Origin of the sequence: Citrobacter sp. EC_71 (assembly GCF_019584005.1) — a bacterium.
Lineage (GTDB): Bacteria > Pseudomonadota > Gammaproteobacteria > Enterobacterales > Enterobacteriaceae > Citrobacter > Citrobacter werkmanii.
The window spans coordinates 220813-243273 of sequence record NZ_VDAY01000003.1 but is presented as its reverse complement, the minus strand read 5'-3'; the positions used below and the strand labels follow the sequence as shown (position 1 = coordinate 243273).

Sequence of the window (22461 nt, the reverse complement as noted above, 5' to 3'; positions counted from 1 at the left end):
TTCCCTACCAGGCATAGTCCAGTCGGGCATCCGGGGCAATAGCTGTTTTTGCGCTTAAACGTAACTGACTGATAATGGATGAACAAAAATTAATGAATTTTTAACAAAAGCCCGTTATGTTGACGCATTATTGTTTTTATTCAGGAAGTGTTATGGGGAATAAGTATTCTGGCCTGCAAATTGGTATTCACTGGCTGGTTTTTTTGTTGGTCATTGTGGCCTACAGCGCCATGGAGTTTCGCGGGTTTTTCCCGCGTAGCTATCGTCCCTTGTTCAACATGGTGCACGTATCCTGTGGCATCACAATTTTAACGCTGATGGTGGCGCGTCTGCTGGTCAGGCTGAAATATCCGGCGCCGCCGATTGTGCCAAAACCGAAACCGATGATGACCGGAATGGCGCATCTGGGGCATCTGGTTATCTATCTGTTGTTTATTGCGTTGCCGATTATTGGTCTGGTGATGATGTACAACCGGGGGAATCCGTGGATTGCATTTGGCATCGTCATGCCATATGCGGCAAAAGCCAACCTTGACCTCGTGGAGATGCTGAAGTCCTGGCACGTGACGCTGGCAAACCTGGGCTATTTTGTTATTGGTTTGCATGCCGCGGCTGCCCTGATGCATCACTACTTCTGGAAGGATAATACGCTGCTGCGCATGATGCCGCGTAAGCGTTCCTGACGTAACGCCCCGCAAGTGTGGGGCTTTTTTACCCCTTTCAAATCGAGATACCTTTCGTCTTTATCGTTCCGGCTAAATGAACGTCTTCCTCTGCCGAATAAAACAGAAATTATTTTTCCAGACGTGATAAAAGCTTACCGACGAGATGGTTAAACAACACCCAGTTCGCTACTTTCGTCACTTGATCGCCGTCCTCATTAAAACTACTGTATATAAATACAGTTAAATGAGAGGCCGATTATTATGTTGTTTTTCCAGCCTGCAAAACGTCGACAAACGAAACATTTTCCCCTGTTCAGCGACCTTGTGCCCTGTGGTTTTCCTTCTCCAGCGCAGGACTACGTTGAGAAAGGTATCGATCTCAATGACCTGCTGGTACAGCATCCCAGCGCAACCTATTTTGTTAAATCATCGGGTGATTCTATGGTCGGGGCGGGGATCGGTGAGGGGGATTTGCTGATTGTCGACAGCGCCAGAAACCCGGCTCATGGAGACATCGTGATTGCCGCCATTGAGGGTGAATTCACCGTTAAACGTCTGCAATTGCATCCAATTGTGATGCTCAGGCCAGAGAACAGAGCCTACGCGCCCATCATAATCAGCAGCGAGGATTCGCTGGATATCTTTGGCGTGGTGACGTTTATCGTTAAGGCGGCTGGCTAATTATGTTTGCCCTGGTGGATGTTAATTCGTTTTACGCCAGCTGTGAGATGGCATTCAGGCCCGATCTGAAAGGCAAACCGGTTGTGGTTCTTTCCAATAACGATGGTTGTGTTATCGCCTGTAGCGCGAAGGCTCGAGCGCTTGGCGTGACAATGGGTGCTCCGTACTTCAAACAGAAAGATCTGTTCCGGCGCTACGGCGTGGTGTGTTTTAGTTCTAACTATGAACTGTATGCGGATATGAGCGGCCGGGTCATGTCTATCCTGGAAGACCTCTCTCCACATGTGGAAAGGTACAGTATTGATGAGGCCTTCTGTGATTTGACGGGAGTAAGAAACTGTAGGGATCTGACGGATTTTGGTCTCGAAATAAGGGCCACAATTCTACAGAAAACACGACTTCAGGTTGGCGTTGGCATCGCCCAGACCAAAACGCTGGCAAAACTCGCGAATTACGCCGCCAAAAGATGGCAGCAACAAACCGGCGGAGTGGTGGATTTATCAAATATTGAGCACCAGCGTAAGCTGATGGCCGCACTCCCTGTTGGTGAAGTGTGGGGCGTGGGCCGCCGTATCAGTAAAAAACTGGACGCGATGGGGATTAAAACCGTCCGTGACCTGGCTGATACCGACATTCGTTTTATTCGCAAACACTTCAACGTTGTTCTTGAAAGAACCGTACGGGAATTGCGCGGTGAGTCGTGCCTGGCGTTGGAAGAGTTTGCGCCGGTTAAACAAGAAATCGTCTGCTCACGATCATTTGGTGAAAAACTCACGGACTATAACGCGATGCGTGAAGCAATTTGCACCTATGCCTCACGTGCGGCGGAAAAGCTGCGTGGTGAGCATCAGTTCTGTCGATTTATCTCTGTGTTTATCAAAACCAGTCCATTTGCCCTAAAGGCCCCTTATTACGCTAACAGCGCGTCGGTAAAACTGCTGATCCCGACCCAGGACACACGGGAAATTATGAGTGCGGCAACGCGCAGCCTGGACGCTATCTGGCGAGAGGGGCAACATTATCAAAAAGCGGGTGTGATGTTGGGCGATTTTTTCAGTTCTGGCGTGGCACAACTGAATCTGTTTGATGGCAACGCCCCCCGGCGTAACAGCGATAAATTGATGGACGTACTGGATACGCTTAATGCTGAAAAAGGTAAAGGAACGCTCTATTTTGCCGGACAAGGTATCCAGCAACCGTGGGCGATGAAGCGAGATATGCTTTCGCCGCGTTATACGACACGCTTTTCTGACTTGCTGCATGTCAGGTGAATGTTGGCGCTTGTTATCATTATCCTGTATTTCTATCAGACTCATGAACAACTGCTCAATATTCCATCGGGGGGGAATGGCCTGGCGCAGGCTATTTCCCATTACTCTATTGTGGAGAGCAGTTGGTGGCTGGCCACAACTACATGTTTATCGCCCGACAAACACTCGTTTTGCCAACCCCAATATATCATGTAGTGAAAATCGTGATTTATAAGCCGTTAGACGGGAAAGCGAGCATCACTTTAATTGATCGCCTCTTGTAAATAAATAATATGAATAAAAAGTAAAGGTCGCTTAGGCGGCCTTTTTTACCGCCAGCTTTGGCAGAAATCACCTATGCCCGTTCTAACCCATGCTAATGTAAAACAAATCATTTATTTTACAGCTAAATAACAAATCTGATAGTATACCCCCCTATAGTATCTGGAGGGCGTATGCCACATTCACCTGAAGATAAAAAACGTATCCTCACCCGTGTTCGTCGTATTCGCGGTCAGGTTGACGCGCTTGAGCGGGCGCTGGAGTCCGGCGAACCGTGCCTTGCGATCCTGCAACAAATTGCCGCTGTACGCGGCGCATCCAATGGCCTGATGGGCGAAATGGTTGAGATCCACCTGAAAGACGAACTGGTCAGCGGCGAGACAACGCCAGACCAGCGAGCCGTACGTATGGCTGAAATCGGCCATCTTCTTCGCGCTTATCTAAAATAACACCATCACCTCGCAATAATGGGAAGAGACAAATGAAATCACGTGCAGCAGTTGCATTTGGCCCCGGCCAACCGCTAAAAATTGTCGAAATCGACGTCGCACCGCCAAAGAAAGGTGAAGTTCTGGTTAAAATTACCCACACTGGCGTGTGTCATACTGACGCTTTTACGCTCTCAGGCGACGATCCGGAAGGGGTATTCCCGGCGGTGCTTGGTCATGAAGGCGGCGGTATTGTGGTTGAAGTGGGCGAAGGCGTCACCAGCCTGAAAGCGGGCGACCATGTCATCCCCCTGTACACGGCTGAATGCGGTGAGTGTAAGTTCTGTAAATCGGGGAAAACCAACCTGTGTCAGGCTGTACGCGCCACCCAGGGCAAGGGCCTGATGCCGGATGGCACGACTCGCTTCTCATATAACGGTGAGCCGATTTATCACTATATGGGCACCAGCACCTTCAGTGAATATACCGTTTGCGCGGAGATCTCACTGGCGAAGGTTAACCCGCAGGCTCCGCTGGACAAAGTGTGTCTGTTGGGCTGTGGCGTCACTACCGGGATCGGAGCAGTACATAACACTGCGAAAGTGAAAGAAGGCGACACCGTGGCCGTATTTGGTCTTGGTGGCATCGGCCTGGCGGTGATTCAGGGCGCGGTGCAGGCGAAAGCCGGACGTATTCTGGCCGTTGATACCAATCCGGAGAAATTCAAACTGGCGGGTGAAATGGGCGCGACGGATTTCATCAACCCGAATGATTACGATAAACCGATTCAGGAGGTGATTGTTGAGCTTACCGATGGTGGTGTGGACTTCAGCTTTGAATGTATCGGCAACGTTAACGTAATGCGTGCGGCGCTGGAATGCTGCCATAAAGGGTGGGGAGAGAGCATCATCATCGGCGTGGCAGGTGCCGGACAAGAAATCAAAACGCGTCCGTTCCAGTTGGTTACCGGACGAGTCTGGCGCGGTTCGGCGTTCGGCGGCGTAAAAGGGCGCACTCAACTCCCGGGAATGGTCGAAGAAGCGATGAGCGGGAAAATTCAGTTGGATCCGTTTATCACTCATCGCTTACCGCTGGAGCAAATTAACGAAGCATTCGATTTAATGCATCAGGGCAAGTCCATCCGTACCGTTATCCATTTTGGCGATAACTGATTCATTGGCCAGCGGATTTCTCCGCTGGCACTTTCCTGAATTTTTTAGAATTATGTTGTGAAAGTGTGACGAATCCGGCGCTTTTTGCGGTAAGTAAACTTCACGGATTGCCGATGACTATCTAACGGGCGTGTTTTCACGCATAAACCCTACAAGAGAGTCGACGGTCATGGACAACACAACATCGATGCAGGCCCAGCATAAACTGGGTTTTTTGCATCAAATCCGACTGGTTCCGCTGTTTTCCTCCATTCTCGGTGGCATCCTTCTGTTGTTCGCCTTTAGTTCAGGGCTGGCAAGCTATTTTCTTATGCAGGCCGATCGCGATCAGCGCGATGTGACCGACGAGATTCAGGTCAGGATGGGGTTATCTAACAGCTCTAACCACTTACGCACCGCACGTATCAACATGATCCATGCCGGCGCGGCGAGCCGTATTGCCGAAATGGATGACATGAAGGCCAATATCGCCGAGGCAGAAAAACGGATTAAGCAATCGCAGGACGGCTTCAATGCTTATATGTCGCGTACGGTGAAAACGTCTGCTGATGAAGCGTTAGACGCCGAATTAAGCGCCAGCTTCAAAGCCTATACCGACGGTTTACAGCCAATGCTGAAATACGCTAAAAACGGCATGTTTGAAGCGATTATCAACCACGAAAATGAACAGGCCAGACCGCTGGATTCTGCCTACAACAAGGTGCTGCTGAAAGCCATTGAAATTCGCACTGCCAGGGCGAATAACCTCAGCGAGCAGGCGCACCGACGTACGCAACTTGGTATGGCGTTTATGCTCGGCGCATTTGCCCTCGCGCTGGTGCTCACCGTGATGACGTTTATCGTTCTGCGCCGCACCGTTATTCATCCTCTGTTACGTGCAGCCCTGCGCATCGAGCAAATTTCGGCAGGCGACCTGACTATGCCGGAGGAGCCGACCGGGCGCAGTGAAATTGGTCGCCTGAGTCGTCATCTGCAAACTATGCAGCATTCGCTGGTGAAAACCGTGGGTACGGTGCGCCAGGGGGCAGAGGAAATTTATCGCGGTACCAGTGAGATTTCTGCAGGGAATACCGATTTGTCCTCACGTACGGAGCAACAGGCCGCGGCGATTGAAGAAACGGCGGCCAGTATGGAAGAGCTAACGGCTACGGTGAAGCAAAACGCTGACAACGCGCACCATGCGAGCAAGCTGGCGGAAGATGCTTCCGGCAAGGCGAGTCGTGGCGGTCAGATGGTTTCTGGCGTGGTGAAAACCATGGGCAATATCTCAGGTAGTTCGAAGAAAATCTCTGAAATCACAGCCGTTATAAACAGCATTGCTTTCCAGACGAATATCCTGGCGTTGAACGCGGCGGTAGAAGCGGCGCGGGCAGGAGAGCAGGGACGCGGGTTTGCCGTGGTCGCCAGCGAGGTGCGCACGCTGGCGAGCCGAAGCGCTCAGGCGGCAAAAGAGATTGAGGGTTTAATTAGCGAATCGGTACGACTCATTGACCAGGGATCCGATGAAGTGGTCGCGGCGGGTAATACCATGACGGATATTGTCGATGCGGTAAAACGCGTGACCGACATCATGTTGGAAATTGCGGCGGCCTCTGATGAGCAGAGCCGGGGCATTGTGCAGGTGAGCCAGGCGATTTCGGAGATGGATAAGGTGACGCAGCAAAACGCCTCTCTGGTTGAAGAAGCGTCGGCCGCAGCGGCATCGCTGGAAGAACAGGCCGCACGTTTAACTGAAGCCGTCGGCACATTCCGCTTGCAGGGCGCAAGTGCGATAAAGCGCGCTCCTGGTACCAAAACGTCGAGCCATTCAAGTCCGCAGGCAGCAACGGCCAGTGGTGATAACTGGGAAACGTTTTAACACGCTATAAGGGACCAGATGGTCCCTTAATTTTTGGTATCAAAACGGTATGGTTTTGCGTATCGCGCCAATGAGGATTTGTGCGGCAGAGGAAAGCTGCACGTCTACACGGGTAAGAATGCCAATAGGTTCACCCGCCCCGTGGGTGGGAATCGGCAATGATACCAACGTCGCCTGACGTAAATCTTCCCGGACTGCGCCTGACGGCACAAACCATACATAGTCGTAGTCAACCGTCAACTGGCGGGAAAGCGATGCTGACAGCGTTTCGATGCAGCCCGGCGGCATTTTGCAACCCTGGCTTTGCAGCAGCGTCTCCGCGTGCTGACGAGGAGCCGTTCCTTTTGGTGACACCACAACGGGCCATTCCATCACCCGACTCAGCGTGATGGTTTCCTGCAACAACGGGTGGTTAGGTCGCACAACCAGTTTGAGCGACTCAAGGAACAACAGCTCGTAATTCAGACCGACCATTAATTCCGGATCGGCCATCCGACCGATACCAAGATCGATTTCTCCCGATTTTAAACCGGCCAGAATCATGGGATTACTCATGGTGGCAACTTGCAGCGTCGTTTCCATTTGCTGCTTATGGAACGGACCAATTACCGCAGGCAGAATGCCCAGTGCCGCGGTGGGTAAGGCCCCAATCCGTACGACGTCAGTCTGCGACTCTTCGCGCTGGTTTAACGCCTGTCCGGCAGTATTGAGCGCGTCCAGTACTCTCACCGCGTGGGTAAGAAACTGCTCGCCGGGCAATGTTAACTGCGCGCCAAGGCGACCGCGTTCAAAGAGCCGGGTACCGGTCAACTGCTCCAGTTCATTTAGTGTTTTGGAGAGGGCCGGTTGGCTCAGATTAAGGGTTTCAGCCGCGCGCCCCAGCGTTCCCTGTTGTGCAACGGCGACAAAAGTATGCAGGTGGCGCAAGCGAATGCGCTGATTGAACAGAACATTTTTTTCCATAAGCGATGTTAAAAACAGTGCCGTGTCGGTGACAAGTGAAGTTGTTCGTTTTTGATAACTTGATAGCAAAATATTATTAACATTTATCATGTTTTACTTACAACTTATTTATTTTGCTTGTGTTTTGTACAGTCAGGCAGGGTGGTGGGATCATGGAAGGGAATGTACCCAGTCGTTATACTTTGAATATTGTTTGCTTTTGCACCCTTTCTCTTTACAAGGCACTGATTAATGATACATGTAGTAGGACACCTTAATCCCGATAGCGATGCCATTTGCACTGCCGCAATGACGGCGCGTTGGCTTACCTTACGCGGTCAGCAGGCCACGGCATGGCGTCTGGGTGAAGCTAACCGCGAAACGCAGTTTATCTTTGCGCAAGCGGGGCTGGCACTGCCTGAACGGCTGACGTTTGAGTTGACCGATCGTGACGTCTGGTTGGTTGATTTCACCGAACCTGCCCAGGGACCGCAATCGCTGGCAGACAGTAACGTCGTGGGGATTATCGATCATCACCGACTCGGGGGATTAGTCACCCGTCTGCCGCCAGAAGTGTGGGTGAAGCCTGTCGGCAGTAGCGCAACGCTGTTATGGCAACTGATGTCGGAAGATGAGCGTAGCCAGTTATCTCCTGCGGAGGCCGTTTTGCTGCTGGGTGCCGTGTTGAGTGACACTGTCACGCTTCGTTCACCCACGACCACCGCCGACGATCGCCTGGCGGTCGATGCGCTGACTCAAAAGGCTGGTGTAGACCTTGATGCCTTCAGCCGTGACCTGCTGTCTGCCAAAACGAGCGTGGAAGGAATGAGTGCCTGCGAACTCCTGCAGAAAGACATTAAAACCTTCACTATCCATGGGCATCAGGTCTGTGTGGCGCAACTTGAACTGTATGCACTGCAACAGGTTGATACAGTACTGGAAGAATTACGCCAGGAAATGGCGCGCTATGCGCAGGAAAAAAATGCCGCGCTGGTTGTGCTCATGCTCACCGATATTAATCTGGGCGACACCAGTCTGTGGTTTGCCGGTTCTGAGCTTTCTGACATCCCGCAGCCCTGCAAAGTGGAAGGTATGCTCAGCCGTAAAAAACAGATGCTCCCCTGGCTGGAAAGTCATTTAAAACCACGCCAGTAGGTTCTGTTCGCCGTCTGTATAGGGTGGGAAATTTACGCGGGGTCACACTTTGTAAATTCTTCCCACCGGACTTTGCAGCGTTCTCTACACTCCAGGTAATATTCACTGGAGGCATGACATTATGGCGAACACCATCACGGCAGATGAGATTCGGGAACAATTTTCGCAGGCAATGTCAGCAATGTACCAGCAGGAAGTCCCGCAGTATGGCACGTTGCTGGAACTTGTCGCTGATGTGAATCTGGCGGTACTGGAAAATAATCCGACGCTGCATGAAAAACTGGCTAATGCGGATGAACTGGCCCGGCTAAACGTTGAGCGCCACGGTGCCATCCGGGTGGGTACTGCGCAGGAACTTTTTACGCTGCGCCGGATGTTTGCCATTATGGGCATGTATCCGGTGAGTTATTATGACCTCTCTCAGGCCGGCGTCCCTGTACATTCCACGGCTTTTCGGCCCATCGACGATGCATCGCTTTCGCGCAACCCGTTTCGGGTATTCACATCGTTATTACGGCTCGAATTAATCGAGAACGTAGCGCTGCGGCAAAAGGCTTCGGAGATCCTTGCAAAACGCGACATTTTCACTCGCCGTTGTCATGAACTGCTGGATGAGTTTGATGCGCAGGGCAGTTTTACGCCTGACCAGGCGCAGGAGTTTGTCCATGAAGCACTGGAAACCTTCCGCTGGCATCAGCACGCCACGGTAGATGAAGCGACCTATCACGCATTACACAGCGAACACCGGCTGATTGCCGATGTGGTGTGTTTCCCTGGTTGTCACATCAACCATCTGACGCCGCGCACGCTGGATATTGACCGGGTACAGTCCATGATGCCGGAATGCGGCATAGAGCCGAAAATATTGATTGAAGGGCCGCCGCGCCGCGAGGTGCCGATTTTATTACGTCAGACCAGTTTCAAAGCACTGGAAGAACCGGTGCTGTTTGCCGGTGAAATGCGCGGTACTCACACGGCGCGTTTTGGTGAGATTGAACAGCGCGGCGTAGCGCTCACGCCGAAAGGCAGAGCCTTGTATGACGAACTGCTGAATAAAGCGGGAACGGGAAAAGATAATCTGACGCATCAGTTACATCTTCAGGAGGTTTTCAAGGCGTTCCCGGACAGTGAGTTTCTGCTGCGCCAGCAGGGTCTTGCCTGGTTTCGTTATCGACTGACGCCATCAGGCGAAGCGCATCGCCAGGCTATTCGCCCGGATGACGACCCGCAACCGCTTATTGAGCGGGGCTGGCTGGTTGCGCAACCTATCACCTACGAAGATTTCTTACCGGTGAGCGCTGCGGGGATTTTCCAGTCAAATCTGGGTAATGAAACTCAGGCTCGCAGCCACGGGAATTCCAGCCGCGATGCGTTTGAACAGGCACTGGGTTGCACGGTATATGACGAGTTTATGCTGTATCAGGAGGCGGAGGAGAGAAGTAAACGGCGGTGTGGTTTACTTTAACGGAATTTACACGGGATTCGGTCTGTTCCCATCGACATAAAATATTTTCGATTTTGTACAGATAATCGGCGACCAACAATTGGATTATTAATGAATTTTGTCTAGAGTGAGCGGTCAGAAATGTGCACTCTCTTGCCGCAGATTTTGACCGGCGCGGGACCATTTACACGACCAGAAGGACTCACTTTCAGGCATGAATCGCAGACGATTTATTAAAGGTTCAATGGCAATGGCCGCCGTGTGCGGAACCAGTGGTATTGCATCACTCTTTTCCCGCGCCGCCTTTGCGGCAGAGTCTGACATTGCAGACGGAAAAACCGTACGTTTTGATTTTTCCGTTCTGCAATCGATGGCCCACGACTTAGCACAGAAACCCTGGGGCGGCGCGCCGCGTGCGTTACCAGACACGCTGGCGAAATTGACGCCGCAGGCCTACAACAGCATTCAATATGACGCAGAGCAGTCTCTGTGGAACAATGTTGAAAATCGTCAGCTTGATGCGCAGTTCTTCCATGTGGGAATGGGATTCCGCCGCCGGGTTCGCATGTTCTCGGTCGATGACAGTACGCATATGGCGCGTGAAATCCACTTCCGTCCGGAGCTGTTTAAATACAACGACGCGGGTGTGGATACCAAACAACTGGAAGGACAAACTGACCTCGGTTTCGCGGGTTTCCGCGTGTTTAAAGCGCCAGAACTGGCCCGTCGTGATGTGGTTTCTTTCCTCGGCGCCAGCTACTTCCGCGCAGTGGATGACACCTACCAGTACGGTTTATCGGCGCGTGGTCTGGCGGTAGATACCTATACCGACAGCAAAGAAGAGTTTCCTGATTTCACCGCTTTCTGGTTCGAAACGGTTAAACCAGGGGCGACCTCCTTTACCGTGTATGCGCTACTCGATAGCCCAAGCGTAACAGGCGCTTTTAAGTTCGTGATCCACTGCGAGAAAACGCAGGTGATCATGGATGTACAAAACCATATCTACGCGCGTAAAGACATTAAACAGCTCGGCATTGCGCCGATGACCAGCATGTTTAGTTGTGGCAACAATGAACGCCGGATGTGCGACACCATTCACCCGCAAATTCATGACTCCGATCGTCTGGCGATGTGGCGGGGCAACGGCGAGTGGATCTGCCGTCCGCTGAATAACCCGCAAAAACTGCAGTTCAATGCCTATACCGATAACAACCCGAAAGGGTTTGGTTTACTGCAGCTCGATCGCGACTTCTCTCATTACCAGGACATCATGGGCTGGTATAACAAGCGTCCTAGCCTGTGGGTCGAGCCGCGTAACCAGTGGGGCAAGGGGACCATCGGCCTGATGGAGATCCCGACGACTGGCGAAACGCTGGATAATGTTGTCTGCTTCTGGCAGCCGGAGAAGTCGATTAAAGCCGGCGATGAGCTGGAATTTAAATATCGTCTGTACTGGAGCGCGCAGCCGCCGGTACGTTCGCCGTTAGCTCGCGTGATGGCGACCCGTACCGGCATGGGCGGCTTCCCGGAAGGATGGGCGCCGGGCGAGCACTACCCGGAGAAATGGGCGCGCCGTTTTGCCGTGGACTTCGTCGGTGGCGATCTGAAAGCCGCTGCGCCGAAAGGCATTGAACCGGTGATTACACTCTCCAGCGGTGAAGCGAAACAGATTGAGATCCTCTACGTGGAGCCTATCGACGGCTACCGTATCCAGTTTGACTGGTATCCGACGTCTGACTCAACCGACCCGGTAGATATGCGTATGTTCCTGCGTTGCCAGGGCGCCGCCATCAGCGAAACCTGGCTGTATCAGTACTTCCCGCCAGCGCCGGATAAACGTCAGTACGTTGACGACCGTGAGATGCGTTAATCACTCCTTTTACGGCTCTCCTGAGGGGGAGCCGTATCTGCAATCTTTCTGAAAATATTCTGTACGCTATTTACTCGATCCTGTTCGCATTTTTCTGTATGGCAAATGGGTACTCTGGGGCTGTGTATTTCTTATACACGTTCTTGTCCACTAACAGGGAGAAAGTATGTTTCCAGAATACAGAGACCTTATTTCCCGACTGAAAACCGAGAACCCTCGCTTTCTGTCCTTATTCGAAAAACACAACAGCCTTGATCATGAGATCTCCAGACTGGAAGGTTCGGATGGTCGGGGGTATAGTTTGGACATTGTTCGCCTTAAGAAACAGAAACTCCACCTGAAGGAAGATCTGCTCAAAATTTTGCAAAAAGAGAGTGTCGGTGAGAGCTAAGTAAAACAGCGCTTGCTGTGTAAAAGGGCTTCCAACAGGGAAGCCCTTCCTGTTTTATGATGGGCAGAATTAGCTGCTTAACGAGCGTAACGGAAAGAAAATGCCAGAAGTGATAACCATTAGTGACACGCTGGAACTGCGTGCCGTAGAAGAACAACACGTCACCCCTCTGCATCAATTGGTGCTCAAGAATAAAACCTGGCTCCAGCAGTCGCTGAACTGGCCGCAGTTTGTAGAGTCCGAGGACGACACGCGCAAAAACGTGCAGGGAAATATGATGTTGCACCAGCGCGGCTACGCCAAAATGTTCCTGATTTTTGCACAACAGAATGTGGTAGGTGTCATCGCGTTTAACCAGATAGAGCCACAGAACAAAGCGGCCTATATTGGTTACTGGCTGGATGAAGCTCACCAGGGTAAGGGCATTATGTCCCAGGCGCTGCAGGCATTGATTCATCATTATGCGCAGCGCCAGGAAATTCGCCGTTTTGTGATCAAATGCCGCGTAGAGAACGTTGAGAGCAACCAGGTGGCATTGCGCAATGGCTTCCAACTGGAAGGATGTTTACGACAGGCTGAGTTCCTCAATGGCGAATACTACGATATGAATCTCTATGCCCGCATCATTGATGGTCCCTCAGAATAAGCCTGCGATAGGGGTACGCGTAATGCGTTGTTCGCCGTTGATCACTTTCGGCCCGCGCAGATGAATAGCATCGCCATCAAACGCTTCAATGTGCGCCTGGCCGTTTATCTCAATGTGATTCTCGACTAACACTTCTCCAAGAACGCAGGCGTGACCTTCAACCAGGATATGATCGTCTAGCTGGATTGGTCCGCCGCGTAATGTAGCATGTCCCCCGACCAACACATGGTGCTTCAGCACGCAGTTACCCTCGACTACCGCGTGTTCCGCCACCTGTGAGCTGTAGCGCAGGGTAGGAATCGCATCTTCATCGGTTCCGGCGATGACGCGCGCATGTCCGTAGACTTTGGCGCAATCGCAAATCCAGACATTATTCTCTTCATTACCTTCCACCTGGGCGAAATCAAAAACTTCCGCCCGATGCTCAATAAAGGCATAGTTGATATTCGCATCGCCATAGATCTGCGCCTGATGCACTACGCGTGAGTGGCTGACGGTCGCCCGATCGTAAATCTGCAGCAACTGGTCGTTTTCAACAGTGAGTCCCCTGGCGGCAATGATTTCGGACCCACCTACAACGCGTGCATTACCGCGCAGAAGGCACTCGCCGCGAATAACAGAATTCTGAATCGTGACGTTGTCACGTATTTGTGCGTAATGACTGATTTCTGCCCGGTCAATCCACACGGCATCGCCTATTTGCGCGCCATCTCTGACTACGCTTGCCTGAGTAACCCGGGCGTTTCCGGTTATCGATGCGCCGGAAAATGCGAGCGCATTCTCATCGTAAATCCAGCAATCACCGCTTTGCGACAAGACGCTTTCATCATCAATCCAGCCGCCAGGCGTACCGGCGGTAACATCATTAAAATCAATGAGAGCAATGATTTGGCGTAGTAATACGCTTTTTTTATTGCCATTATCCTGGTAACTAAAGGAGCGAAGCTCACCGCTGAGTCGATATTTGGTCATGGCTCATTTCCATGTTGCGCACCTTAGTTAAACGTAGCAAAGTTTTCCGCACTGGCTAAACCAACTGAAATTCCATAAAATGCATTTCAAATATACTTTAAAAAATAAACAAAATGAGTAAGAGCAAACAGAGTGAACGGGTTCTCAATCTTCCGGCCGGTTATTTTGGCATGGTACTGGGGACAATCGGGATGGGATTCGCCTGGCGTTATGCCAGCCAGATATGGCCGGTGAGCCACTGGATTGGCGATGGGTTAGTGATCCTGGCGATGGTCATTTGGGGGCTGCTGACGCTGGCTTTTATGTATCGCTTGTTGCATTTCCCGCACAGCGTACTGGCTGAAATTCGTCACCCGGTGATGAGTAGCTTTGTCAGTCTGTTTCCGGCCACAACCATGCTGGTAGCAACTGGTTTTGTTCCCTGGTATCGACCGCTGGCGATCGGGTTATTCGGCATTGGCGTGGTGATACAACTGGCGTACGCGGCCTGGCAAACGGCAGGATTATGGCGTGGAGCGCATCCAGAGGAGGCCACCACGCCGGGTCTGTATCTGCCGACCGTCGCCAATAACTTTATCAGCGCAATGGCCTGTGGTGCACTTGGTTTCAATGATGCCGGATTGGTGTTTTTGGGGGCCGGGGTTTTTTCCTGGCTCAGCCTGGAACCGGTGATCCTGCAACGTTTACGTAGCTGCGGGGAGCTGCCATCGGTCTTACGGACTTCGCTTGGCATTCAACTGGCGCCCGCGCTGGTCGCCTGTAGCGCCTGGCTTAGCGTCAACGGCGGAGAGGGCGATACGTTAGCCAAAATGCTGTTCGGCTATGGTCTGCTGCAGCTTCTGTTTATGCTACGTCTCATGCCATGGTATCTGTCTCAACCATTTAATGCCTCGTTCTGGAGCTTCTCGTTTGGCGTGTCGGCCCTGGCGACGACGGCCCTGCATCTCGGACACGGCAGCGAATCAGGATTTTTTCATACGCTGTCTATCCCACTGTTTATTTTTACCAATTTTATCATTGCATTATTACTGATACGTACGCTTGCTTTGCTGATGCAGGGAAAGCTGCTTATCCGCACAGAACGTGCTGCATTACTGAAATCTGAGGATAAATGATGACTCATTGCGACGAAAACTACTTTACTGAGAAATACGATTTAACCCGTACGCATTCCGATGTTGTTGAAGCGGCAAAAGTGGTCGCGCCAGGTAAAACATTAGATCTGGGCTGCGGTAATGGTCGTAACAGCCTGTACCTTGCGGCAAACGGCTATGACGTTACCGCATGGGATAAAAACCCCATGAGCATAGCGAACCTTGAGCGTATTAAAGCGGCGGAAGGACTGACCAACCTGCATGCGCAGGTCGCAGATCTTAACGCCTTACGCTTTGATGGCGAATATGATTTTATTCTTTCTACCGTTGTGCTGATGTTCCTTGAGGCGAAAACTATCCCAGGACTGATTGAGAATATGCAGCGCTGCACGAAGCCAGGCGGATATAATTTAATCGTTGCGGCAATGGACACTGATGATTTCCCGTGCACCGTTGGTTTTCCGTTTGCGTTTAAAGCGGGTGAATTACGCAACTATTACAGCGGGTGGGATCTGCTGAAATACAACGAAGACGTGGGTGAACTTCATCGTACGGATGAAAACGGTAATCGCATTAAACTGCGCTTTGCCACTATGCTGGCACGCAAAACTGCCTGAACCTCCTGTCTGGGTTAACTCTCTCTGCGTTCAGCATTTTTTATGTTGAGCGCAAAGATAAAATTGTGCGGTCCTTACCATTTTTAGTGCATCCAAAATGAATCTGTTTTGCTATTCTTTTTAGGCATCATTGCGAAAACTAAAGGGATCGTTTCATGCGTACTCATACTTTATTTAAAGTTGCAGTGCTTACTGGCTTGTTGGCATTATCCGGCTGTGCGTCAAAAGTAACCGAACCGGATAAATATTCTGGGTTTTTAAAAAATTACTCTGATCTGAAGGAAACAAAATCGGCAACCGGACAAACGGTACTCCGTTGGGTTGACCCGAACTACAACGAATCCAAATATGACAACATTGTATATAACCCGGTAACGTATTATCCGGTTCCTAAACCTACTACGCAGGTAGGGCAGAAGGTTCTTGATCAACTACTGACCTACACCAATACACAGTTGAAATCCGCAATCAGTAAACGTAAACCCCTGGTGACTACCCCTGGGCCACGTAGCCTGATTTTCCGCGGGGCAATTACCGGTGTAGCGACCAGTAAAGAAGGGCTGCAGTTCTACGAAGTGATCCCGGTTGCGCTGCTGGTTGCGGGAACGCAAATGGCAACGGGTCACCGTACCATGGATACCAACCTCTACTTCGAGGGTGAGTTGATTGATGCGGCGACCAATAAACCGGTTGTTAAGGTTGTACGTAAGGGTGAAGGTAAAGATCTGAACAACGAAAGCACGCCGATGGCGTTCGAAACGTTGAAGAAAGTTGTTGATGACATGGCGACTGATGCTTCCATGTTTGACGTGAACAAAAAAACACAATAATAATGATGAACGCACCATCTAAGGATGGTGCGTTTTTTTATGCCGCCCGGCGACGATATACGAGTTTACCCATCAGCGCTTCTGGTCGGGCAAACATCACCAGATTCCCCAGCAAAATCAATACTAATCCCACAATCGCATTTACCTGCCAGATATACCCTTCATACAATGTTGACAGCGTCAGTGCGACCAGAGGAAAAAGCAGCGTACTGTATGCGGCCTTACTGGGACCAATACGACCGACCAGTGTGAAATAGGCGCCAAAGGCAATCACCGAACCAAAAATAGCCAGGTACAGCAGTGCGCTAAGATAGCTGAAAGTCCACTGCGGAGTGAAGTCATCGCCACGCATTAGCGCAATAGCGGCGATCAGCAACGTGCCGTACAACATGGCCCAGCTATTGGTGGTCAATACTTCCAGCCCTTTTTTCTGGTGGCGCAGACTTATCATGTTGCCCAATGAAAAACCAAAGGTTCCCAGAGCGCTTAAGCCGATGCCCAGCAGAAGTGAATGGTTGAACCCACTGTTGAGCAAGTCCTGCCAGAACAGGGTGACAATGCCGGTCAGACCGAGACCGGCGGCAATATAAAAGCGCATCGGTGGTTTTTGGCCGAAAAACAGAAAGCTATTGACCGCATTGAACAGGACGGCCATCGAGAAAATCACCGATTCAAGGCCCGTGTTAATCCACGCCGCAGCCGTATAAAAACACCAAAAGTTAAAGCAAAAAACGCATCCGCCTTGTAACAGACAAAACAGATGGTCACGACCTGATAGTTTGCGTAATTTACCGCTAACCAACAGGATTATTATCATTACCGAGCTGGCAACGGCAAAGCGCCAAAAGATAGAAACCGGCGCTGAAACCGGCCCTTGCTGCAGATAAATGGCAATCCATGTCGTTCCCCAAATCACTACCACCAGGCAGTACAATAGTGCGTTCATACAACTTTCTCTTTTTGGTCTTCAGACGCACACTGTGTCACGTTGGGTAGCAGGGGGCTTTCATCAGATTGCGCTGGACTTGCAAAATCTTGCGCTTTTTTTCGCGCAAATGTGAAAAGGAAGCTGTTAACAATATGTAGCTGATATAGACTGAAAGCCTGCTAACTTATTTTGAATGTGATGGTATGTCTCAGCCCTACGGTGCCTTTGAAAATTTACGCAAACACAATGCCGTGCTGCACGAGTCGGTTGCGTTACATTCAGGGATCCAACTGGCGGCCTGGTCAAATAAGCGTGATACCATTACCCAGTATTGTGATCACCATACCCTCAGCTTATATGTCGCCGATGGCTACGAGAGTTACCACAAGACGGCCGGCGGCTGGAAGAATGGCGGTGGGCCGGACCGTTTTTGCCTGATGCCGAAAGAGAGCGAATCCAGTTGGGATATCCGCGACGATCTTTCCTTTGTGCATCTCTATTGTACGGACGGCCATTTGCGCGAAGTGGGTGAAAAAGTCTGGGACAAAAGCCCTTATAGCTTCACGCTGGATGAGCATACGTTTGGTAGCGATCCGGGGATAACAGCGGTTTATCGTCAGTTTTTACTCGGGAATGACTGGCAACAACCGGCCAATCATCTCACGCTCAGCGCCGCGTCTTCGCTACTGCTCACGCATCTGATTCAGCATTACAGCAACGTCCAATGGCAGTTGCCCGTTGTCACCGGGGGGCTTGCGCCTGCCACATTGCGCAACGTGCTGGCCTACATAGAAGCGCATCTGGCGTACCCCATCACCCTGAGCGATTTGGCAAGCGAGGCGGCGCTTAGTGAATTCCACTTTGCCAGAATGTTTCGCCAGTCAATGAATATGGCGCCGCATCAGTACGTTATGCAACGACGTATGGTATTAGCCCAGCATCTGGTCTGTCATTCTTCCCGCAGTTTGTCGGATATTGCGATGGCTTGCGGGTTCAGTTCGGCGAGCCATTTCAGCAACCGGTTTAAGCAGGTGACGGGTAAAACGCCAACGCAGTTACGTGCGGCGAAATAAAGTAAACACCGCGTAACACATACCTCCGGCGATCAGCCCCCAAAATGCAGACCCAACTCCCCATAGCGTCAGGCCACTGGCAGTGACCAGAAAAGTAATGATAGCCGCATCACGCTCGGCTTCATGATGCAATGCCTGGTACAAGCTGCCGCTAATCGTGCCAAGCAACGCCAAACCCGCCAGCATTTGGATCCAGCTTACGGGCAAGGCTGCCATCAGTCCGGTGACCGAACCGCCAAACACCCCAGCCAGAAGATAGAAAACACCCGCCGCCGCCGCGGCAAGCCAACGTCGTTTGGCATCAGGATGCGCTTCGGGACTTTGGCAAATTGCCGCGGTTATGGCGGCAATGCAAATGGAATAGACGCCAAAAGGGGAAAACAGCAGCGCCAGCAGACCGGTAAAGACAATCAACGGTGAAACGGGTAACGCATAACCTGACGCCTTCATGGTGGCGATACCGGGCGCATTTTGTGAGGCCATGGTGACCAGAAACAGCGGGAGTGCGATGCTAATGCTGTGGGCAAACGAAAAATGTGGGGCGATAAACTCGGGTAACACTGGAGATAAACTCACCTTATTAGTGACAATGTCACCTTTTGCCAGCGCGATGATTATACCTACCAGCATCGCGGCGATCGTCGAATACCGTGGGGCAATGACTTTAAACGCTAACCATGCCACCAGCATGCTACCGCACAAGATAAGCTCACTATTCAGGCTATTGAACGCCTGCAGGCCAAAGCGTAACAGGATCCCGGCCAGCATGGCTGACGCCAGTGAGTGAGGGATAATTTTCATCAGTCGGGCAAAGAGTCCGGTTACGCCGCACAGCACTATTAAGGCATTAGCCACGATAAAAATACCGATCGCATTCTGAATCGTTACCCCTTGCAGCCCCGTAACCAGTAGTGCGGCGCCGGGTGTTGACCATGCCGTAAGAACAGGGGCGCGATACCATAATGTCAGCGCCAGCGTGCTAACGCCCATCGCTATTCCCAGCGCGGTCATCCAACCCGCAATTTGCCCAGTTGTCGCACCTGCGGCCAGCGCCGCTTGCCAGATAATGGCTGCCGAACTGGCGTAACCAACCAGCACCGCGACAAAACCTGATAGCACGGTAGGCAGAGGGATTGAAAATGTTCGCATAGCAACTCCGTGTGCGTTATAACGGTCAGCCACTGTAGCACTGTGCGTTATAGCGTACAAGTGCTAAGCTGTAGCCTTGAGAAGGAAGGGCGAAGGAGGAGAAACATGGATAACTTAACTCACTATCTGGCGACGACGCTCAGAACGCTGCGCCACCAGCGGGAATGGAGTCTCTCGCGTCTGGCGGAGGAAACCGGCGTGTCAAAAGCGATGCTAGGGCAGATTGAGCGCAATGAATCCAGCCCTACAGTGGCGACCCTGTGGAAAATCGCCACCGGGTTGAATGTCCCATTTTCGACGTTTATTTCGCCACCCGAGTCAGACAGCCCCCCGGCTTTCGATCCCCTACACCAGGCGATGGTCGTCACGCCGCTGTTCCCGTGGGATCCTCAGTTGTGTTTCGATCACTTTTCGATACTGCTGGCCCCCGGTGCGCTCAGTGAATCCACACCACACGAAAGCGGTGTTATAGAGCACGTAGTGGTGATTAGTGGTCTGCTGGATATGTGCATTGATGGCCTATGGCGTACCATTAAACCCGGTGAAGGTGTCCGTTTTGCTGGCGATACTGCCCATAGTTACCGTAACAGCGGTGAACAAACGGTTCACTTTCATTCACTGATCCATTACCCGCGCAGTTGATCGGGAAAACTATTCCGAAATGCCGCGCTTGTGACTACAATAGCCGCCATTTTTACCGCTTGTGGATGGTAACAACTGTATGCGCCAGCAGCCTCATCACCTTGAATTGTTAAGCCCGGCCCGGGATACCGCCATTGCGCGCGAAGCCATTTTACACGGTGCAGACGCCGTTTATATTGGTGGACCGGGATTTGGCGCGCGTCATAACGCCAGCAACAGCCTGAAAGATATCGCTGACCTGGTGCCTTTTGCCCATCGCTTCGGGGCGAAAATCTTTGTGACGCTGAATACGATTTTGCACGATGATGAACTGGAGCCCGCGCAGCGATTAATTACCGATCTGTACCAGACCGGTGTTGATGCTCTGATTGTGCAGGATATGGGGATTCTGGAACTGGATATTCCCCCCATTGAGCTGCATGCCAGCACGCAGTGTGATATTCGCAGCGTCGAGAAGGCGAAGTTTCTGTCTGATGTCGGATTCACCCAGATTGTCCTGGCGCGGGAACTGAGCCTTGAGCAGATTAACGCCATCCACCAGGCCACGGACGCGACCATTGAATTTTTCATTCACGGTGCGTTGTGCGTTGCCTATTCAGGTCAGTGTTATATTTCACATGCGCAAACCGGGCGTAGCGCTAACCGCGGCGACTGTTCCCAGGCTTGCCGTTTGCCGTATACCCTGAAAGACGATCAGGGGCGCGTGGTGTCCTATGAAAAACACCTGCTATCGATGAAAGATAACGATCAGACCGCCAACCTCGGCGCGTTGATTGATGCAGGCGTACGTTCCTTCAAAATTGAAGGGCGCTATAAGGACATGAGCTATGTGAAGAATATTACCGCGCATTATCGTCAGATGCTCGACGCCATCATTGAAGAGCGCGGCGACCTGGCCCGTTCATCAGCCGGACGCACCGAACATTTCTTTACCCCCTCCACGGAAAAAACCTTCCATCGCGGTAGCACCGATTATTTTGTCAATGCGCGTAAGGGCGATATCGGCGCGTTTGACTCGCCAAAATTCATTGGTCTGCCGGTTGGTGAAGTCCTGAAGGTCGCGAAAGATCATCTGGATGTTGAGGTCACCGAGCCGCTGGCGAACGGCGATGGTCTGAACGTGTTAATCAAGCGTGAGGTGGTTGGTTTCCGTGCCAATACCGTTGAAAAAACGGGGCACAATCGATATCGGGTGTGGCCGAATGAAATGCCAGCCGATTTGCACAAAGTGCGTCCGCATCATCCGCTGAACCGTAATCTCGATCATAACTGGCAGCAGGCGTTAACCAAAACCTCCAGCGAACGTCGTATCGCGGTTGATATTGAGCTGGGTGGCTGGCAGGAGCAGTTGATCCTGACGCTCACCAGTGAAGAGGGGGTGAGCGTTACTCATACGCTGGACGGTCACTTTGACGAAGCGAACAATGCAGAAAAAGCGTTGAGCAATCTGCAGGATGGTCTGGCCAAACTTGGACAAACGCTTTATTACGCCCGCGATATTCAGGTTAATCTGCCGGGGGCGCTGTTTGTGCCAAACGGTCAACTCAATCAACTGCGACGTGAAGCTGTCGATATGCTGGATGCGGCGCGTTTGCAAAACTATCAGCGCGGCAGTCGCAAACCGGTTTCACAGCCTGCGCCGGTGTATCCACAAACGCATCTGAGCTTCCTGGCAAACGTCTACAACCATAAAGCGCGTGAGTTTTATCACCGTTATGGCGTTCAGTTGATTGACGCGGCCTATGAAGCGCACGAAGAAAAGGGCGATGTGCCGGTGATGATCACCAAACATTGCCTGCGTTTTGCGTTTAACCTGTGCCCGAAACAGGCGAAAGGAAACATCAAGAGCTGGAAAGCCACACCGATGCAACTGGTAAACGGCGATGAAGTTCTGACGCTGAAATTTGATTGCCGACCGTGCGAAATGCATGTAATCGGCAAGATGAAACATCACATTCTGAAGATGCCGTTGCCGGGCAGCATCGTCGCTTCCGTCAGTCCTGAAGATCTGATGAAAACATTGCCGAAGCGCAAACCTTAACCCTGGTGAGTATCGGGTTTGCGTGATTTTTGCCAGTAATGATGTTCGCGAAGATCGGCGGCGGATTCTTCCGCCGTCACGCGCAGCTCATCGCTGTCGGCGGTGTGCCGTAATACGTGATCGGCATTCTGCACCTGAAGATATTCATGCCCTTGATTGGTTGCGAGAAGTTGACCTGAAAAAAGCGCGCTGGCCAGCAATAACACCGTTAATCCTTTCTTAAACATCTTGCACCCTCTGGTACGTTAGCAACGGAAGTGGCGATAATTTCGCCTTGTGACTATTCAATATTTTAATCGGTGAAATGGCAATCTCTGTTTCGCCAGTGAGA

The 22461-nt window shown here is 51.5% G+C and carries 22 protein-coding genes; 17 read left to right on the top strand and 5 right to left on the bottom strand.

The annotated features are described in order from the left end of the window. The first annotated feature begins 152 nt into the window (after window positions 1-152). The 6 genes from cybB to FHD02_RS04640 all read left to right on the top strand — a co-directional run bounded on the left by cybB (window position 153) and on the right by FHD02_RS04640 (window position 6336). Window positions 153-683 carry a cytochrome b561 gene (gene cybB / locus FHD02_RS04665; RefSeq protein WP_042308232.1) on the top strand — a complete coding sequence of 177 codons (531 nt, stop codon included), beginning with the start codon at window positions 153-155 and terminating at the stop codon, window positions 681-683. Window positions 684-926: 243 nt separating this feature from the next. Beyond that, window positions 927-1346: a translesion error-prone DNA polymerase V autoproteolytic subunit gene (locus FHD02_RS04660; protein ID WP_042308234.1), complete on the top strand. Its 420-nt coding sequence runs from the start codon at window positions 927-929 to the stop codon at window positions 1344-1346. Between the two features lie 2 nt (window positions 1347-1348). Continuing rightward, window positions 1349-2617, top strand: coding sequence for a Y-family DNA polymerase (locus FHD02_RS04655; protein ID WP_220393633.1), 1269 nt, complete (start codon window positions 1349-1351; stop codon window positions 2615-2617). Between the two features lie 434 nt (window positions 2618-3051). After that, window positions 3052-3327: a metal/formaldehyde-sensitive transcriptional repressor gene (locus tag FHD02_RS04650; RefSeq protein ID WP_003833178.1), complete on the top strand. Its 276-nt coding sequence runs from the start codon at window positions 3052-3054 to the stop codon at window positions 3325-3327. A 32-nt stretch (window positions 3328-3359) separates the two neighbouring features. Beyond that, the gene (locus FHD02_RS04645; protein ID WP_137371580.1) at window positions 3360-4478 is read left to right on the top strand and encodes an S-(hydroxymethyl)glutathione dehydrogenase/class III alcohol dehydrogenase; all 1119 of its coding nucleotides are present in this window, start codon (window positions 3360-3362) and stop codon (window positions 4476-4478) included. A 169-nt stretch (window positions 4479-4647) separates the two neighbouring features. Next, window positions 4648-6336, top strand: a complete 1689-nt coding sequence (locus tag FHD02_RS04640) for a methyl-accepting chemotaxis protein (protein ID WP_137371579.1) — start codon at window positions 4648-4650, stop codon at window positions 6334-6336. A gap of 39 nt (window positions 6337-6375) precedes the next feature. Here FHD02_RS04640 and FHD02_RS04635 read toward each other — a convergent pair whose 3' ends face one another. After that, complete coding sequence (locus tag FHD02_RS04635) at window positions 6376-7299, bottom strand: LysR substrate-binding domain-containing protein (RefSeq protein WP_038640774.1); 924 nt, start codon at window positions 7297-7299, stop codon at window positions 6376-6378. A 231-nt stretch (window positions 7300-7530) separates the two neighbouring features. Here FHD02_RS04635 and FHD02_RS04630 point away from each other — a divergent pair, with 231 nt between their 5' ends. From FHD02_RS04630 to rimL, 5 genes are all read left to right on the top strand, one after another. Next, window positions 7531-8433, top strand: coding sequence for a manganese-dependent inorganic pyrophosphatase (locus tag FHD02_RS04630; protein WP_220393632.1), 903 nt, complete (start codon window positions 7531-7533; stop codon window positions 8431-8433). Between the two features lie 121 nt (window positions 8434-8554). Next, window positions 8555-9898: a VOC family protein gene (locus tag FHD02_RS04625; protein ID WP_220393631.1), complete on the top strand. Its 1344-nt coding sequence runs from the start codon at window positions 8555-8557 to the stop codon at window positions 9896-9898. A gap of 193 nt (window positions 9899-10091) precedes the next feature. After that, complete coding sequence (locus FHD02_RS04620; RefSeq protein WP_220393630.1) at window positions 10092-11747, top strand: glucan biosynthesis protein D; 1656 nt, start codon at window positions 10092-10094, stop codon at window positions 11745-11747. A 166-nt stretch (window positions 11748-11913) separates the two neighbouring features. Next, window positions 11914-12138 carry a YdcH family protein gene (locus FHD02_RS04615; protein ID WP_006684453.1) on the top strand — a complete coding sequence of 75 codons (225 nt, stop codon included), beginning with the start codon at window positions 11914-11916 and terminating at the stop codon, window positions 12136-12138. 100 nt (window positions 12139-12238) lie between these two features. Continuing rightward, window positions 12239-12784: a 50S ribosomal protein L7/L12-serine acetyltransferase gene (gene rimL, locus FHD02_RS04610; protein WP_220393629.1), complete on the top strand. Its 546-nt coding sequence runs from the start codon at window positions 12239-12241 to the stop codon at window positions 12782-12784. Here rimL and ydcK read toward each other — a convergent pair. Continuing rightward, complete coding sequence (gene ydcK / locus FHD02_RS04605; protein WP_220393628.1) at window positions 12776-13756, bottom strand: YdcK family protein; 981 nt, start codon at window positions 13754-13756, stop codon at window positions 12776-12778. The genes rimL and ydcK overlap by 9 nt on opposite strands. Before the next feature lie 113 nt (window positions 13757-13869). On the opposite strand from ydcK, the gene tehA reads away from it, so the two are divergent. The 3 genes from tehA to FHD02_RS04590 all read left to right on the top strand — a co-directional run bounded on the left by tehA (window position 13870) and on the right by FHD02_RS04590 (window position 16297). Continuing rightward, window positions 13870-14871, top strand: a complete 1002-nt coding sequence (gene tehA, locus FHD02_RS04600) for a dicarboxylate transporter/tellurite-resistance protein TehA (protein ID WP_220393627.1) — start codon at window positions 13870-13872, stop codon at window positions 14869-14871. Next, window positions 14871-15467 (top strand): tellurite resistance methyltransferase TehB, encoded by a 597-nt coding sequence (gene tehB, locus FHD02_RS04595; RefSeq protein WP_042308258.1) that lies wholly within the window; start codon window positions 14871-14873, stop codon window positions 15465-15467. Before tehA ends, tehB begins: the two co-directional genes overlap by 1 nt. 155 nt (window positions 15468-15622) lie before the next feature. Then, window positions 15623-16297: a DUF3313 domain-containing protein gene (locus FHD02_RS04590; RefSeq protein ID WP_038640757.1), complete on the top strand. Its 675-nt coding sequence runs from the start codon at window positions 15623-15625 to the stop codon at window positions 16295-16297. Window positions 16298-16334: 37 nt separating this feature from the next. Here the strand turns inward: FHD02_RS04590 and FHD02_RS04585 are convergent, their stop codons facing one another. Further along, entirely contained in the window at window positions 16335-17243 is a 909-nt protein-coding gene (locus FHD02_RS04585) for a DMT family transporter (RefSeq protein WP_137350249.1), read from the bottom strand. A 185-nt stretch (window positions 17244-17428) separates the two neighbouring features. Between FHD02_RS04585 and FHD02_RS04580 the strand changes: the two genes are divergently transcribed. Further along, on the top strand, window positions 17429-18298 hold the full coding sequence (locus FHD02_RS04580; RefSeq protein WP_137371573.1) for an AraC family transcriptional regulator: 870 nt from the start codon (window positions 17429-17431) through the stop codon (window positions 18296-18298). Here FHD02_RS04580 and FHD02_RS04575 read toward each other — a convergent pair. Next, window positions 18281-19447 carry a benzoate/H(+) symporter BenE family transporter gene (locus FHD02_RS04575; RefSeq protein ID WP_220393626.1) on the bottom strand — a complete coding sequence of 389 codons (1167 nt, stop codon included), beginning with the start codon at window positions 19445-19447 and terminating at the stop codon, window positions 18281-18283. The two genes, FHD02_RS04580 and FHD02_RS04575, sit on opposite strands and share 18 nt — an antisense overlap. 105 nt (window positions 19448-19552) lie before the next feature. On the opposite strand from FHD02_RS04575, the gene FHD02_RS04570 reads away from it, so the two are divergent. Together FHD02_RS04570 and FHD02_RS04565 are read left to right on the top strand one after the other, a co-directional pair. Further along, a complete protein-coding gene (locus FHD02_RS04570) occupies window positions 19553-20089 on the top strand; it encodes a helix-turn-helix domain-containing protein (protein ID WP_220393625.1) in 537 nt (178 codons plus the stop codon). A gap of 79 nt (window positions 20090-20168) precedes the next feature. Beyond that, the gene (locus FHD02_RS04565) at window positions 20169-22130 is read left to right on the top strand and encodes a U32 family peptidase (RefSeq protein WP_137371570.1); all 1962 of its coding nucleotides are present in this window, start codon (window positions 20169-20171) and stop codon (window positions 22128-22130) included. Here the strand turns inward: FHD02_RS04565 and FHD02_RS04560 are convergent. Beyond that, the gene (locus FHD02_RS04560) at window positions 22127-22357 is read right to left on the bottom strand and encodes a DUF2554 family protein (RefSeq protein WP_042308265.1); all 231 of its coding nucleotides are present in this window, start codon (window positions 22355-22357) and stop codon (window positions 22127-22129) included. The two genes, FHD02_RS04565 and FHD02_RS04560, sit on opposite strands and share 4 nt — an antisense overlap. Between the last annotated feature and the right edge of the window lie 104 nt (window positions 22358-22461).